General features: G+C 50.9%; 12 protein-coding genes. 5 read left to right on the top strand and 7 right to left on the bottom strand.

All coding sequences use genetic code 11. The annotated features are described in order from the left end of the window. The first annotated feature begins 69 nt into the window (after positions 1-69). Positions 70-3,180: a glycoside hydrolase family 2 TIM barrel-domain containing protein gene (locus NST84_RS14120; RefSeq protein WP_342566172.1), complete on the top strand. Its 3,111-nt coding sequence runs from the start codon at positions 70-72 to the stop codon at positions 3,178-3,180. Between the two features lie 262 nt (positions 3,181-3,442). Then, the gene (locus tag NST84_RS14115; RefSeq protein ID WP_342566431.1) at positions 3,443-3,934 is read left to right on the top strand and encodes an acetylglutamate kinase; all 492 of its coding nucleotides are present in this window, start codon (positions 3,443-3,445) and stop codon (positions 3,932-3,934) included. Between the two features lie 56 nt (positions 3,935-3,990). Here the strand turns inward: NST84_RS14115 and NST84_RS14110 are convergent, their stop codons facing one another. Then, a complete protein-coding gene (locus NST84_RS14110) occupies positions 3,991-5,856 on the bottom strand; it encodes an ABC transporter substrate-binding protein (RefSeq protein ID WP_342566171.1) in 1,866 nt (621 codons plus the stop codon). Between the two features lie 30 nt (positions 5,857-5,886). On the opposite strand from NST84_RS14110, the gene NST84_RS14105 reads away from it, so the two are divergent. After that, a complete protein-coding gene (locus NST84_RS14105; protein WP_342566170.1) occupies positions 5,887-7,128 on the top strand; it encodes an MFS transporter in 1,242 nt (413 codons plus the stop codon). An 81-nt stretch (positions 7,129-7,209) separates the two neighbouring features. On the opposite strand, the gene ltrA is transcribed toward NST84_RS14105, so the two are convergent. Beyond that, complete coding sequence (gene ltrA / locus NST84_RS14100; protein ID WP_342561760.1) at positions 7,210-8,610, bottom strand: group II intron reverse transcriptase/maturase; 1,401 nt, start codon at positions 8,608-8,610, stop codon at positions 7,210-7,212. 519 nt (positions 8,611-9,129) lie between these two features. Further along, the gene (locus NST84_RS14095; RefSeq protein ID WP_342566169.1) at positions 9,130-9,555 is read right to left on the bottom strand and encodes a VanZ family protein; all 426 of its coding nucleotides are present in this window, start codon (positions 9,553-9,555) and stop codon (positions 9,130-9,132) included. Positions 9,556-9,710: 155 nt separating this feature from the next. On the opposite strand from NST84_RS14095, the gene NST84_RS14090 reads away from it, so the two are divergent. Then, positions 9,711-10,199 (top strand): GyrI-like domain-containing protein, encoded by a 489-nt coding sequence (locus NST84_RS14090; RefSeq protein WP_342566168.1) that lies wholly within the window; start codon positions 9,711-9,713, stop codon positions 10,197-10,199. Between the two features lie 119 nt (positions 10,200-10,318). Here NST84_RS14090 and NST84_RS14085 read toward each other — a convergent pair whose 3' ends face one another. Further along, the gene (locus NST84_RS14085) at positions 10,319-11,695 is read right to left on the bottom strand and encodes an FGGY family carbohydrate kinase (RefSeq protein ID WP_342566167.1); all 1,377 of its coding nucleotides are present in this window, start codon (positions 11,693-11,695) and stop codon (positions 10,319-10,321) included. A 150-nt stretch (positions 11,696-11,845) separates the two neighbouring features. Here NST84_RS14085 and NST84_RS14080 point away from each other — a divergent pair, with 150 nt between their 5' ends. After that, positions 11,846-12,604: an SDR family oxidoreductase gene (locus tag NST84_RS14080; RefSeq protein WP_342566166.1), complete on the top strand. Its 759-nt coding sequence runs from the start codon at positions 11,846-11,848 to the stop codon at positions 12,602-12,604. A 93-nt stretch (positions 12,605-12,697) separates the two neighbouring features. Here the strand turns inward: NST84_RS14080 and NST84_RS14075 are convergent, their stop codons facing one another. From NST84_RS14075 to NST84_RS14065, 3 genes are all read right to left on the bottom strand, one after another. Then, on the bottom strand, positions 12,698-13,030 hold the full coding sequence (locus tag NST84_RS14075) for an iron-sulfur cluster biosynthesis family protein (protein ID WP_342566165.1): 333 nt from the start codon (positions 13,028-13,030) through the stop codon (positions 12,698-12,700). Positions 13,031-13,200: 170 nt separating this feature from the next. Beyond that, positions 13,201-13,968 (bottom strand): uroporphyrinogen-III C-methyltransferase, encoded by a 768-nt coding sequence (gene cobA / locus NST84_RS14070; RefSeq protein ID WP_342566164.1) that lies wholly within the window; start codon positions 13,966-13,968, stop codon positions 13,201-13,203. Continuing rightward, positions 13,965-14,840, bottom strand: a complete 876-nt coding sequence (locus NST84_RS14065) for a formate/nitrite transporter family protein (protein ID WP_342566163.1) — start codon at positions 14,838-14,840, stop codon at positions 13,965-13,967. The genes cobA and NST84_RS14065 overlap by 4 nt, the downstream gene beginning before the upstream one ends. Positions 14,841-14,866: the final 26 nt, after the last annotated feature.

Genomic DNA, 14,866 nt, shown 5'->3' with positions numbered 1-14,866 from the left:
TATCCTTTTATATCATATAGTCTTTTGGCGTTCTATAATATGAATATAACAATACAAGGAGATGTTAATGTGCGCAAGAAGCTAGACTACCAACCACCATCCAACGGTTATCCCGAATGGAATAACAATCCTGAAATTTTCCAGCTCAACCGCCTGCCGGCTCATGCCTCTATGATCTCCTATACAACTGTAGAGCAGGCACTTCAAGGCGAGTTTGCAGCATCACCTAACTATCATTCCCTTAACGGCAGCTGGAAGTTTGCTTTTGCAGAGACCCCGGAGCAGCGGATTAAGGATTTCTATACCTTGGATTACGATAACAGCACCTGGGCCGAAATTCCGGTGCCGGCCCATTGGCAGTTCCAGGGCTATGACTACCCGCAATATACCAATGTCCGTTATCCGTGGGCCGTTTCCGAGCCGGATCTGAAGCCGCCGTTTGCCCCAACCAAATACAATCCGGTCGGCTCATACACACGTACCTTTACTGTACCTGAAGGCTGGGCTGGCCAGCCTGTATTCATCAGCTTCCAGGGTGTGGAATCCGCTTTCTATGTATGGGTAAACGGGGATCTGGTCGGATACGGTGAAGATACCTTTACCCCATCCGAATATGATATTACCGCTTACCTGCGTGAAGGCGAGAATAAACTGGCTGTAGAAGTCTACCGCTGGTGTGACGCAAGCTGGCTGGAGGATCAGGATTTCTGGCGGCTGAGCGGGATTTTCCGTGATGTTTACCTGTATACTACGCCGCAGGTTCATCTTACTGACTTCTCTGTAGTAACAGAGCTAGACGCAGCCTTTACCGATGCCGAGCTGAAGGTGAAGCTGCAGCTGGAGAATTATTTTAACAGCGAAGTTAGTCCTTATTCTGTTGAAGTACAGCTCTATGATGCACAAAAGCAGGCACTCTGGGAGCAGCCGCTGTCGGCCGCTGTTGCTTTTGACGGTAATGATGTGCAGGAGATCCAGCTTAGCCGGCATATCGCTAATCCGGAGAAGTGGAGCGCAGAAAAGCCTTACCTTTATACTGCAGTTATCAGCGTTATTGACGATCAGCAGCAGGTGCAGGAATTGGTCAGCAGCAGAGTGGGCTTCCGTACCTTCGAAATCCAGGACGGCCTGATGAAAATCAACGGAAAGCGTATTGTCCTGAAGGGCACTAACCGTCATGAATTCTCCTGCGACACCGGACGCGCCCTCTCCAAAGCGGATATGATCCGCGATGTCCAGCTGATGAAATCCCATAATATCAATGCCGTGCGTACTTCCCACTACCCGAACCAGTCTATCTGGTATGAGCTGTGCGATGAATACGGCTTGTACGTAATTGATGAAACTAATCTGGAGACCCACGGCTCCTGGAAATACGGGCAGGAAGAGCTGGTAGAGACGAACGTTCCGGCAAGCAGACCGGAGTGGCTGGCGAATGTTATCGACCGTTGCAATACTATGATGCAGCGCGACAAGAACCATCCGTCGGTTATCATCTGGTCGCTGGGTAATGAGTCCTTCGGCGGCGACAACTTCATTGCGATGCATGACTATTTAAGAGAAGCGGATCCGACCCGTCCGGTGCATTATGAAGGGATATTCCATTACAGACCTTCCGAGGCGGCCAGCGATATCGAGTCCACAATGTACATCAGACCTAATGAAGTTGAGCACTATGCCAAAAACAATCCGAAAAAGCCGTACATTCTCTGCGAATACAGCCATGCAATGGGTAACTCCTGCGGCGGGCTGCATCTCTACACTGAGCTGTTTGATCAGTACGACATCATTCAGGGCGGATTTATCTGGGACTGGGTCGATCAGGCCATCCGGACCAAAACGGCAGAGGGTATCGAGTATCTGGCTTACGGCGGTGACTTTGGCGAAACGCCGCATGACGGCAACTTTAGCGGAAACGGCCTCCTGTTCGCTGACCGTACGGTAACTCCGAAGCTGCTTGAGGTCAAAAAATGCTATCAGTACATCAAGCTGACTGCCCTTGACCTGCAAAAAGGCAGCTTCCAGATCAAGAACAACTACCTGTTCAGCGATCTGAGTGATTATCAGCTGCAGTGGAATGTATCCCTGAACGGTGAAACCGCACAGGAAGGCTCCCTGCAGGTAGCTGCAGCACCGGGTGAAACAATCGAAATATCTATTCCTTATGAAGCCAGCGATCTTCTGAATGATAAGGAAGCTGTACTGACCCTCTCCTTCACTCAGGCTGAAGCAACAGCCTGGTCAGAAGCAGGCCATGTTATCGCTTGGGAGCAGTTCGTCCTGGTGCCATGGATTGCCGCCAGCCGGACAAATGCCGGCGGGTCCCTGCAGGTGACTGAGCAGGATGATAACGTTACTGTATCCGGAGAAGCCTTCTCCGTTTCCTTTAATACAACAAACGGCGAGCTTTACTCTTATGTGACAGGCGGCAAAGAACAGCTCCTGCAGCCGGCCAGAACCAATTTCTGGAGAGCGGTGACCGATAACGATCTGGGTAACGGGCTCGACAAGCGCAGCGCTGTATGGAAAGAAGCTTCAAGCAGCCAAAGCCTGATCAGCTTCAGTTTTGAGGCTCTAGACAACCGCTGCACGATCTCTGCAGACTATGTATTATTCACTGGTCCGGATTCCATCCTGCGTGTGAAGTACGATGTCCGCAGTGACGGCTCTGTAGAAATCAGCCAGGAGCTCAATCCGGGCGGCAGCAGCCTGCCAGAGCTTCCGGAATTCGGCATGATGTTTGTGCTGGACAGCGGACTTGATACCATCTCCTGGTACGGCCGCGGCCCGCACGAGAACCATTGGGACCGTAACACCAGTGCGGCTGTCGGCAGCTACAGCGGCAAGGTTAGTGACCAGTTCACCCCTTACCTGCGTCCGCAGGAATCCGGCAACAAGACCGATGTCAGATTCGCTTCACTGACCAGCGGTACAGACGGCCATGGCTTCAAGATTGAAGCTCCGTCCCTGTTCGAGCTTAACGCAATGCCTTGGACCCCGGATGAGCTTGAAGCAAGCGATCATGTCTATAAGCTGCCTGCCTCAGACAAAACCGTACTGCGTGTGAACTACAAGCAGATGGGTATCGGAGGCGATGACAGCTGGGGAGCACCGATTCACAAGGAATTCATGCTGCCGGCTAACCGGCCATACTTCTTCCGGTTTACTATTGCACCTAAATAAGCTGTACCGTTAGTTATAGGGGAGTCTGCGTTATGCGGGCTCTCCTTTTTGCTGTCTGCGCAGCGCCGCAGCTTAGAACCAAATAGGCGGATGTACCATAGGATAAGATATTAATGTTCGAGGGGGATTTACGATGTATGCTTACGGGGGCGTCAGCCCTTATGCCGCTTCTAATGCTCACGGCAATTCGCACTGTTTTCCGGCTTATTATGGACCGCAGCTTGTCTGCCTGACCCATGCCCAGGTTGAATTCAAAAACCTGATGCGCACCTTATGGGAACAGCATGTTGCCTGGACCCGCATGGCCATTACCAGCCTTGTATTCGGATTGCCTGATACAGACGTTGTAGTCGCCAGGCTGCTGCAGAATCCGGTGGATATGGGCAATGCGATACGCCCATTTTACGGTGATGCTGCTGCCAATACCTACACTGCGCTGATCAAAGAACATCTGGTAATTGCCGCTGACCTGATTAAAGCAGCCAAAGCAGGCGATTCAGCCGCCGCAGCTGCAGCAGAAAAACGCTGGTATGCTAATGCCGATCAGATTGTGGAATTCCTCACCCGCCTGAACCCCTATTTTCCCAAAGAGCAATTCCGCAAAATGTTCTATCAGCATCTCGCTATGACGAAAGAGGAAGCCGTTACGATGCTGAATAAAGATTATACTGCCAGCATCCGGCTGTACGACCGGATTGAGCAGGAAGCGTTGATGATGGCGGATATATTGTGGAGATACCTGTACGTGTGCTGATGAACCATGAGTAACAAAACCTCCCGGGTTAACATTCCCGGGAGGTTTTTCCGGTATTATTTTACCCAGACATCCTTATAGTTGATCTTTCCCCAGGCATTTAGGGCTATGCCATTAAGAGAGCTGTCGTAGCCGACCTCCTGGACACTGTGATATACAAACAGCACATTCAACTGCCGATTCAGCTCCTCCTCAACTGCTCTAAGCACAATCAGTTGCTTGTCCTCGCCGGTTTCAGTCAAAGCATCAGCGAGCATGGCATCCATTGCGGCCCTGAGCGCAGCATGCAGATGATTACGGATATATCCATGTTGAGAGCGGTACATTTCAGTTAAAGTGATGACAGGCTGATCCCCCAGTACTTCTCCGGCATAGATCATATCCGCCCGGGTTATCACTTCTGCCTGTGATAACTCCCGGATTGGCAAAATAGTGAGTTCTATTTGCACCCCTATTTTACTGCATGCTGCCATGATCCAGCGGGCATCCTCCTCATTACTATAATATTCATAGGTATAGAGCTGCAGCGCTTCTCCGCTATAGGAGGATTGTTCAATGCATTTTCTTGCTGCTGCTATTGATGTAACGCCCCCATAGTCAGCATCATAATAGCCGGGATGAAATCCTGATGCAGGCTTGTTTCTTCTTCCTTTCAGCTCACGGATCATTTGCTCACGGCCGAGAGCCAAGTGTATGGCATGACGCAGACCATAATCCTGAAGTACACCGGGTTTCGATAGGTTGAAGGTAAGCACCGTGCTGCCCGATTCCAGCTGGTGTAATCTTTGCTCGGATTCACCCTTATCCATCGCCTCAAAATAGAGCAGCTGCGGTTGTCCGGAAGGCTGTGTATGCCGCAGTTCCTCCTCATAATCAGGCCAGACCCACATTTCAACGGTATCCAAAAACGGACGTCCGGCAAAATAATGCTCATTGGCACCCATGACCAGCATCGACTCTGTATTGCTCCGCATACAAAATGGTCCGGTGCCCACCGGCAGCCGGGCAAAGTTACGTCTGGAATCCAGCTGCTCCAGATCATCCGGTACAATCGAGAAACGTTCCGATGCAATAAAATGTGCAAAAAGCGCATTCCTTTCACTTAATTCAAAGCAGACAGTATATGCACCGGTAACCTCAATAGACTGCAGGCTATTAATCAGCCAGTCCTCTCCGTTCCACTGCCGGATCCTCTCAAATGTATACTTTACATCTTCACCCTTCAACGGTTTGCCATGATGAAACAGCACGCCTTTGCGCAGATAAAAGGTCCAGCGTGTGAACGTTCCATCATGCTCCCAGTGATGAGCCAGGCCGGGCTTCAGCTTTTTGCCGGACGGATCATATCGTGTCAAGGTGTCGAACAGCTGGCTGATTAGATGGGCTTCTGTACGCCTTACTACCTTCATCGGGTCCAAATCCGGGACAGGCCTGTAAAATGGATAGCGCAGGATGTCCTGCTCACTCCGCTCCTTCTGCACCCCGAACCTGTTCCCCAGCCATGTATGGAATTCTGCATGAACCGATTCCCTGTCACTTGCCTGTATACATGCAAAGGCTTCGCTTAGCTGTCCATGCAGACTTAAGTTTTGTGCCCTTGTGAGAATCAACTCGTCTTTATTGCACAGCAAGGCCAGCTGTGATGAATTGCCTCTTCCAAGTCCTGATTTCCAGCCGATAAAACCCTGTTCTTTCAGCTTTTGGATCAGAAACTGCGTATTACGGCGGGTGCAGTCAAAGACTGACGACAGATCATCAATCGTTACGGGAAACCAGTCACCATCTGCTTGTGCAGTGTAATGATCTTTGAGCTGCAGATAATACTCCTCTATGTCGATTTTTGTTCCTCCTCTAAAAGGCGAAAGAGTAAAAATTATCTTTCTATTTTTGTTCCACTTTTGTAAAAGTATAATTTGAGGCAACCCGTAAGTAAAGAGGAGCGTGTAATTAAAATGATCAAAGCAACGATGCAACCAGAGCAAGCAGCCCCTTCAATCTGGCGCAGCCCGGCCTTTATGATCCTGCTTGGCGCAGGGGCAGTTATGGCATTAGGAAACAAAATTTATGAACTGGCTCTCCCCCTGATTCTTTACGACTTCACTAAATCTTCAGTAATCATGTCTGCCATGCGCGGAATTGAGTATCTGCCAAACCTGCTGCTGGCGATGTTCATAGGCGTAATTGTGGACAGGGTACATAAGAAAAGATGGTCTTTAGCCGCCATTCTGCTGCAAATTGTTATTTTGGCTGCGTTATATCTGGCGATTGAAAACGGACACCAAGCTGCGCCTATGTTCTATGTGGCCGGATTTATGCTAATGACGTTCGGCTATGCCTATTCCAATGCCCGGGTAGCAATGGTAAAGCATTCTCTGCCTCTTGAGATGTTGACATCTGCGAATGCATCCTATAATTTCGTTACCACCTTTATCAGCATTGCCGGTCCGGTATTGAGCGGTCTGCTGTTAATGCTCCCGAAAATGCATGAAGCCCTGCTGCTTACAGCAGTTGCCTTCAGTCTGGCGTTCATAACCTTAAGCTTTATCAGAACCAATGAGCCTGTAAGGTCTGCTGCCAGTAACAGAGAGGGCTTCTGGAAAGAGCTGCAGGCAGGCTGGACCGAGCTGCGCAGCAATCGCCTGCTGCTGTCGATGAGCATTGCCGTGGTGTTTCTGAACAGTACATCGGGCATGGTGGACACTACTATCATTTTCTTCGCCAAGGATGAGCTTATGCTGAGCAACCTTGAGCTTGGCATTGTATTCTCGGCTGCAGGACTCGGCGGACTGGCCGGGAGTCTGCTGATTGTTAAATTGCGGAGCCTGTTTCCGGTTGGGCGCTTAATCACGCTGTCATGCTTATTTACCGGTCTGACAAGCATCCTATTCTATATGTCGCATTCCGTATATCTGCTTGCCGGTGGCCTATTCCTGTATGGCTGTTTCGAGACCGTAAGCACAGTCAGCATCTGGACGTTCCGTCAGGAGACAACACCTTATCATCTGATTGGCCGTATAAGCGGGATTACCGGGTCCATTTTTAAGCTGGGGATGCCGTTTGCGATCATAGCCTCCGGCTGGGTCTCAGAGCTGTCAGGCCCCCGTACCGTGTTCCTGATCACTATAGCTGCTAATCTGCTGATTTTCACCGGCTGCCTGTTGAGTCCCCTATGGAAACAGCGCGAATCCTGTTAAAAGCAATCGAGTAGGAGGCTGCTCATTAACTGAGCAGCCGACCTCTCACACCACCGTACGTACCGTTCGGTATACGGCGGTTCAACCGCTTAAGTGCAATTTTCGTAAATGCTCGTACTGTGCCGGGAAGTCATAATACCCGGCCTGTGCGAGCTTTTCATTTGTTATCGTACGGGACAGTACCGGGCTTCCGGCTACTCGCCAGTAACCCAGGCGGGAGTTCCCCCATTGGTAGGCCTGCCACTCCGGTATTCCCAGTTTCCGTAGGTTTTGTACCTTTGTTTTGGGCTTTTTCCACTGCTTCCAGATATACATCCGCAGTCTTCTACGCAGCCATTGACTCCAGCTTTGCAAAATTCGCTTTATATCGGCTACATAAAAGTAGCCAATCCAGCCGCGAATGTAGACTTTCACCTTCTCCATCACTTCCCTGACCTTCCTGCCCTGACTGCGACTCGTCAGTTCTTTCAATTTCTTCTTTGCTTTGGCGAGAGATTGACTATGGGCCCGGATATATGCCCCATCCCTGTTCTTCCCCAAGGCAAAGCCAAGAAACTTGAAATGCTTCCGCGCCACTACGCTCACGACCTTACTCTTCTCCGTGTTCATCTGGAGTTTTAGTTTGTTCTCCAGGTACTTCCGGCAGGATTCCAGAAGCCGCGTCGCTGCCCGTTTGCTTTTCGCTAGTACCACGATGTCATCTGCATACCGAATCACGTTCACTCCACGGCTGTTCATTTCCTGGTCGAATTCATTCAGGTAAATATTCGCAAGCAGTGGAGATAAGGGGCCTCCTTGCGGAGAACCTTCCTCTGTTTTGCTATGCACCCCGTTCTCCATAACTCCACTTTTCAGATACTTCTTAATCAGCTCGGTTACACGGTGATCCGGGATTTGCTTACGTAGCAGATTCATTAGCAGTTCATGGTTCAGGGTGTCAAAATATTTAGAGAGGTCGATTTCGACTGCGTGGCTATAGCCTTGCTGTGCGTAATCTTTCACCTTGCGGATGGCTTGCTGCGCACTCCGCCCGGGGCGGTAGCCGTAACTTCCGTCTGCGAAGAGCGGCTCAAACAAGGGCTGTAGCTGCTGGGCAATCGCCTGTTGAATCACGCGGTCTATCACCGTAGGGATGCCAAGCTTCCGCACTCCACTTCCATCTGGTTTGGGGATTTCTTTGCGCCGTACCGGGCTAGGCTTGTACCGGCCCTCCCGGATGCTTTGCAAAAGCTCGTCCTTGTGTTCCTGCAGCCAGGGCAGCGCCTCTTCGACGGTCATTCCGTCGATTCCTGGCGCGCCATGGTTGCGTCTGACCTGCTTGTAGGCTCTGTTCAGATTATCTCTGTCCAGAATCTGCTCGAGCAGGTCCATTGCACCGCCTCTTTCTCTACGTTCCCGAATGCCGGCACTCCGCACTCCCGCATACTCTTCGCGTTCCACGCTATCCCTTTGCGGGCAGCCCTTTCGGTATTCTGCTTTCATCGCGCCAGCTCTCCTTCCGGTCTGTACTCGAGACTTACGATTGTTCGGCCCTTCCCGCGAGAAAAAAAAAAAGTTTCCCGGTACTATGGCCTCTGCTGACTTCTCACAGCAAGCTTTACTCCGTCGTTCGGATTTTTTTTCCTACCGGACGTCTGTGAGACCTCCCCGGGTAAGAGCGATAACCTTCCCCTCATCTATCTGCCACATTTACATGCTGGGATTCGGGCAGTATTGGACTTCGCTTTATGTAGCAAGCTCGTCCGTCCCAGTATGCCTTCTATGTGATTTCTGTTCGTCAGACCGAGGGTTTGCCTCCGGCTTCCTTCAGATTCCGCCTCGCGGCGGACACCCTTGCCTTTGGCTAACAGTTCCTACTGCCAAGCCTGTAGCGGACTTTCACCGCCTAGTTATCGCCCATGCCGGGCGCACTACATAAAAACGACGTCCATTCTGTTTCCTAGAATGGACGTCGTTTTTGCGCACAACTTATTCAGTGTTGATTTTCTTATAGCTCCATACTTACCTGCGTCTTGCCTGTAAGCCGGCTGCACCAGTCCACCTTTTTACCACTGCTATAAGGATTATTCCGGCGACGATACCTGCAGAGTCATTAATCATGTCGTACACTCTCCCGTCCCGCCCGAAATAAAGCTGGAAAATTTCTGTGGACACAGCGAACGCTATAGACCAGACGATGCTTTTTATGTAACTGCGGTTAATCCGGTAGAGAAGCATCCCGAAGATGGCAAACCCGATGAAATGTCCGATCTTGCGGGTGATAAAAACTTCAGTAAGCTTGATATCCATCTGAAGCAGATTGTGAAAATCCGGGGAGGGCGTCAGGTGGAAATACGGCATAACCCCTTTACTCCAAAAGCTTGAATCAGCGGCACATGTAAAAATAAACAGGACAATTCCCCAAAGGAACAGCATTACGGCTTTCATAGTAATCCTACTTTCTGGTGCGGGTTGGAAAAGATATAGTGACTATTATAGCCTTCCGCCCCGTACGATTGCAATTTAGCTGAATTCTGCCTGCAAACTTGACAGAAGGTAGTCAACTTTCCCCTTGTATACTTAACGTTATAGAGAGGATGTTGATGAACATGAAAACTTATACGGTTACTAAACCAAAACTGATGCTAACAGGAGTCTCCGTAAGGACTACAAATGCAGAAGAAGCCGGCCCGGATGGTAGACTGCCCAAGTTATGGGAGAGCTACTTCAACAGCAAGGTGGCCGCAATATCAGGGATCAAGAATCCGAATGATATTTACGCACTCTATACTGATTATGAAAGTGATGCAACCGGGGCATATACTACCTTAATTGGACACGAAACTGCCGGTGCTCCCGCGCAGGACGGCAATCTTTTCGAAACAAAGTCCATTCCTGAGAGCAAGTACCTCGTATTCCAGACAACATCGGGTCCTGCAAATGAAGTGGTCGCACAAGCCTGGCAGGAAATCTGGTCCTATTTCGAAGAATCGCCTGAGGTTAGAACGTACACGGGGGATTTTGAATTGTACGATACCAGAAACTACGATCCGGCCAATACACAAATTGAAATTTACATCGCTATTGAATAACCGTATAACCATTGTATTGCTGAAAATAGGCCATCCCTAGAAGATGGCCCCACTCTTTATTATGGATCCAAAATACAGCTGCCGCTTCTCATCCTCATACAGCAGAGGTGCCGAACATATCATTCCGGCTGATCCAGCCCGATGTATTGACCGGCTTCACGGAAGCTTGGTATGCAGCCGTTCCCTGCCGCAGCACATAATGCCGCACCGACAGCCGCTTCCTCAATGGACAAGCTGAATGCAAACGGCAGCCCAAAGACTGTGCGTACCTTCCCGCACAAAACATTGTTAAGCCGCAGCGCATTGCCTGACCCGATAATGAACGTGTAAACATTACCGGTTACGCGGGTCAAAGCCTCATAATAAGCATACAGCTCATCCGCCATCCCCTGAAGAAACCCGTGCGCCAGATTTGCCGGTGTGAAATTGTCCAGCGAGATCTGCCCGATGCTGCCGCGCAGCTCCGGATGTGTCCGGGTTCCGAGAAATTGGGTATTCACCGTTAAACTTTGTGGTGACGGGACACTGTTATCAAGCAGCCGCTCCATGAAGCTGTATATTTCCCCCGGCTCCTCCCCGGTAAACTTGCGGATCACGTCCCGGTAAAATTGCTCCAGCAGCGCATACGACTTCCCGCCGCTGAGCGCTGCGCCGACAGCCAGTCTCCCGCCACCCGGGAAAGGCCGCATCTCCATCCCTTCTATGTCGTACTCACCATCCGGTAACAGCGCAGATAATTGACTTCCTGTACCGATGTTAATCAGCACCGACTGCTCCGGGCTCGGTACACTTCCGAGGAAGCTGGCCTGATTATCCCCGAGCGAACAGTAAACCGGGAGTCCATCCGGAGTATGTCCGGCGAGAGTACCGGAAGGAACAACCACAGGCAGCATTCCTGTCTCTATCCCTGCCTGTTCAATAGCGTCATAGTCAAAGTCTCCCATTGAAAAGCTGTAGCACCCGATGGCCGCAGCCTGGGTTGCATCCACCACCGGGGTTGTGCCGCCAGTCAGCTGGAGGGCAACAAAATCCGCAATGGTGCAGAAGCTGACAGCCGAGGCCGGAACCAGTCCCTGCTGCAGATTGTAGTAATGGGCAGCAAGACCGTATCCGGGAGGAACGGAATAGCCTGTCAGCCCGCTAAGCTTCTGAGCATATGTAATATCACCATCCCAAGGTAAGCCGGCCCTGCCATCCTGCCATGTATAGAGTGGGCTGACAGCATGACCAATGTCACCAGTATAGAGGATTCCGTGCATCTGGCCTGTCAATCCGATTCCCATGATGTCATCCTCCGTCTGGAGAAGCTCCTCCAGAATACGGCCGATGACTTTACAAATAACCTCAGGGTCCTGCAGCTTTTCCCATTCCTCCTGACGCCCGGAGATCCTTGCATCACTTTCTTCTGTAATACTGCACAGTACTATTTTATGCTCAAGGGAATACACCAGTCCCGTAATGGAGGTAGTCCCGATATCCAGTCCGATAAACTTCATCAGCGATCCTCTTCTCCTTAAAAGTAACTCTAGTATATACAACATTTGCAAGCCGGTTCAATTTTGCCGGATTTTGCTGCATAGTTTAGCCGGAATTAACTATACTAACCGATTGATGATCTGAATAATGAACATGGAGGCTTGATGAGCATGAGACTTCAAAACAAAGTTGCCGTAGTAACCGGAGCGGCCTCGGGAATGGGCAAGGCGATTGCTATTTTGTATGCAAAAGAAGGAGCTAAGGTCGTAGTCTCTGATATTAACTTAGACGCAGCCAATGGAACCATAGAGGAAATTAAAGCCGGAGGCGGCGAGGCCATTGCCGTTAAAACCAACGTTGCGGTTGAAGCAGACATCCAGACCTTGATTGACACTACAGTCAACACGTATGGTACCGTGGATATTCTGGTGAACAACGCCGGGATTATGGATAATTTCGAGCCTGCAGGTGACATACAGGATGACCAGTGGGAGAAGATCTTTGCTGTTAACACAACCTCTGTCATGCGGGCTACCCGCAAAGTGCTGCCTGTTTTCCTGGAAAAGAAAGCTGGTGTCATTATCAACGTAGCCTCGGCCGGCGGTCTGTTCGGAGCACGGGCAGGTGCTGCCTACACAGCCACTAAGCATGCAGTTGTCGGTTTCACCAAGAACACCGGGTTCATGTACGCCAAGGAAGGAATCCGCTGCAATGCAATTGCACCCGGCGGTGTCGAGACCAATATCGGCTCAACAATGACGCATATCAACGAATTCGGAATGGGCCGTATCCAGGCTGGACTGGCACTTAACCCGCGCAACGGCAAACCGGAGGAAATCGCAGGACTTGCCCTGTTCCTGGCATCTGATGAAGCCAGCTTCGTGAACGCTGCGGTCGTTACTGCTGACGGCGGGTGGACAGCTTATTAGGCTTACCAGGCTGCGGCGGTTTTTAGCAAACTTCAATTAATAAAAAAAACAGCAGGCTTCTCTTTAGCAGAGGGCTGCTGTTTTCTATTCCTTTTATTTAACCGCTTGCTGACGAGTGTCTTTGATTCTGACATTGCTGCCGAACAGCGTCGAATCACTGGTCACCTTGTAAGACGGATAGTTCTCCTCCGCCTGAATCCGCATAACGTTATCGAATAACGATTCCTGCTGACGGTCAACGATAAAGGTGAACGGCTCCTGCTCATAAACAATGTCAGTAGCGTTAGGCCCGTCAACGATCTGCAAGACCAGCACACCGTTACATCCGCAATCCTCGGTATCATAAAACATTTTGAAGGCGCCGGGCTGTCCGGCCAAGCTTGCTTGCAGCCGCTCTGTAGTGAGTACATCCAGTTGTACTTGCATAGGTGATTACCTCCTTGGTGCTGAGTAAAAGTGTATATAGAGTATATCACAAAACAACCCCACAAAGTGGGGTCTATACATCGATGCTGACTCAGGTACTTTGCGGGGACCCCGAAAACATATGTCCTGCTGCATCAGCTTCCCGTGTGACGGCACTCACTTTCAAAAGGTCAGCCTGTACAAGAATGTGCCGCATGCTGCAAACTTAGCACCTGTTCCCTTATATTAACCACTTCACCGATGATAATCATCGCAGGATTGCTGATTTTCATCACAGCTGCAAGCTTAACGATGTTGGCGAGCGTCCCTGTAACGGTCCGTTCTTTGGTAGTTGTACCCTTTTCGATCAAGGCCACCGGGGTTTGCGGGTCTTTGCCGTGCCTGATCAGCTGCTCCGTAATCTCTCCCAGCTGGCTCATTCCCATATAGATGGCCAGAGTATCGACACTGTGAGCCAAAGCATCCCAGCGGACGGGCTGAGCTGCGTCATTACAGCGGCTTCCAGTCACTACAGCGAACGAAGTAGCTACCCCACGGTGAGTCAGCGGAATGCCGGCTGAGGCGGCTGCGCCGACCGCCGAGGTGATTCCAGGAATGACCTCAAAGGGAATTCCGGCGACCGCGGCAGCAAGCGCTTCTTCTCCGCCTCTGCCGAAGACAAATGGATCTCCGCCCTTCAGCCGGACCACCCGGTTTCCTGCGGCAGCGTGCATAATCATCAGCCGCTCGATAGCGTCCTGCGGCATGGAATGCTGGCCCGGCGCTTTCCCGCAATAGATACGCAGCGCCTTCTCCGGTGCGTACTCCAGCAGCTCCTCATTCACCAGCCGGTCATAGAGAACAACGTCCGCCGTCTGGATGCGGCGCATCGCTTTTACTGTGATCAGCTCCGGGTCTCCCGGGCCTGCGCCGACAATAGAGATGTGTCCTTGTTTCATAGGCTTTTCTCCATTATTGCTGTCTTGGCAATCGCGCCTTCACCATGACCCGACAGCACCGTAACTGTCGGCACGGGGCGGCTGGCACGGAAGCCGTTTTGAGCAAGATAGATCAGCAGGCCGGTGAACAGCGCGCCGCCAATCACATTACCAAGCAGCACAGGAATGCCGTTCCAGATCCACCAGTCGGCGAAGCTTACGTTCGCGCCAAGCATCATTCCCGCTGGAATAACAAACATATTCACAACCGTATGCTCGAAGCCCTGGGCAAAAAAGGTCAGGATCGGCAGCCACATCGCAGTTATTTTACCTGCCGTGGATTTGGAGGTCATTGCCAGCACAGCGCCGAGGGTAACCATCCAGTTGCAGAGGATCGCCTTTATGAAGGCCAGGCCCATGCCGTCTGCGCCCATGCTTTTATAAGCGGTCGTCTTGGCTTCACTTGTTGAGATAAGCGTCTGAATCATCGGATTGGACATGTCCGTACCCATTTTGGTAATGATAAGTCCATAGAGTGCTGCGTAGATGGCACAGCCGATCAGATGCCCGATGATGACCCAGAAGAAGCTGTTCAGCATCCGCGCCGTTGACGTCTTTTTCTCCAGAACTGCCAGAGGGATTTGAGCAAAGCTGCCGGTAACCAGCTCGAAGCCGAGCAGAATAATCATTACAAAGCCCACCGGGAATAGAAGCGCGCCGATCATAGGAATCTGCGTCTGTGCCGCTGCAGTATAAGCCAGAGTGGTCGCACAGGCAAGAATTGACCCGCCGAGACCGCCGCGTACAATCAGTTGCATAATGGACAGCTCTGCTTTGGTTTTTCCGGCTTCAATCATGGAAGACAGCACTTCATTCGGTTTTACATAATCCATAACGGTCCCTCCCCCCTGTATACTGT

It is taken from the genome of Paenibacillus sp. FSL R7-0345 (assembly GCF_038595055.1).
Classification (GTDB): Bacteria; Bacillota; Bacilli; order Paenibacillales; family Paenibacillaceae; genus Paenibacillus_AQ.
The sequence above is the reverse complement of the archived record's forward strand: the minus strand, read 5'-3'. Positions and strand labels throughout refer to the sequence as shown.

Excerpts from the sequence above, each read along its gene's own strand:
- NST84_RS14105 (WP_342566170.1), top strand. The coding sequence starts at position 5,887 with ATGATCAAAGCAACGATGCAACCAGAGCAAGCAGCCCCTTCAATCTGG.
- NST84_RS14085 (WP_342566167.1), bottom strand. The coding sequence starts at position 11,695 with ATGAAGTTTATCGGACTGGATATCGGGACTACCTCCATTACGGGACTG.
- NST84_RS14080 (WP_342566166.1), top strand. The coding sequence starts at position 11,846 with ATGAGACTTCAAAACAAAGTTGCCGTAGTAACCGGAGCGGCCTCGGGA.
- cobA (WP_342566164.1), bottom strand. The coding sequence starts at position 13,968 with ATGAAACAAGGACACATCTCTATTGTCGGCGCAGGCCCGGGAGACCCG.
- NST84_RS14065 (WP_342566163.1), bottom strand. The coding sequence starts at position 14,840 with ATGGATTATGTAAAACCGAATGAAGTGCTGTCTTCCATGATTGAAGCC.
- ltrA (WP_342561760.1), bottom strand. The coding sequence starts at position 8,610 with ATGAAAGCAGAATACCGAAAGGGCTGCCCGCAAAGGGATAGCGTGGAA.
- NST84_RS14095 (WP_342566169.1), bottom strand. The coding sequence starts at position 9,555 with ATGAAAGCCGTAATGCTGTTCCTTTGGGGAATTGTCCTGTTTATTTTT.
- NST84_RS14115 (WP_342566431.1), top strand. The coding sequence starts at position 3,443 with ATGCGCACCTTATGGGAACAGCATGTTGCCTGGACCCGCATGGCCATT.
- NST84_RS14090 (WP_342566168.1), top strand. The coding sequence starts at position 9,711 with ATGAACATGAAAACTTATACGGTTACTAAACCAAAACTGATGCTAACA.
- NST84_RS14075 (WP_342566165.1), bottom strand. The coding sequence starts at position 13,030 with ATGCAAGTACAACTGGATGTACTCACTACAGAGCGGCTGCAAGCAAGC.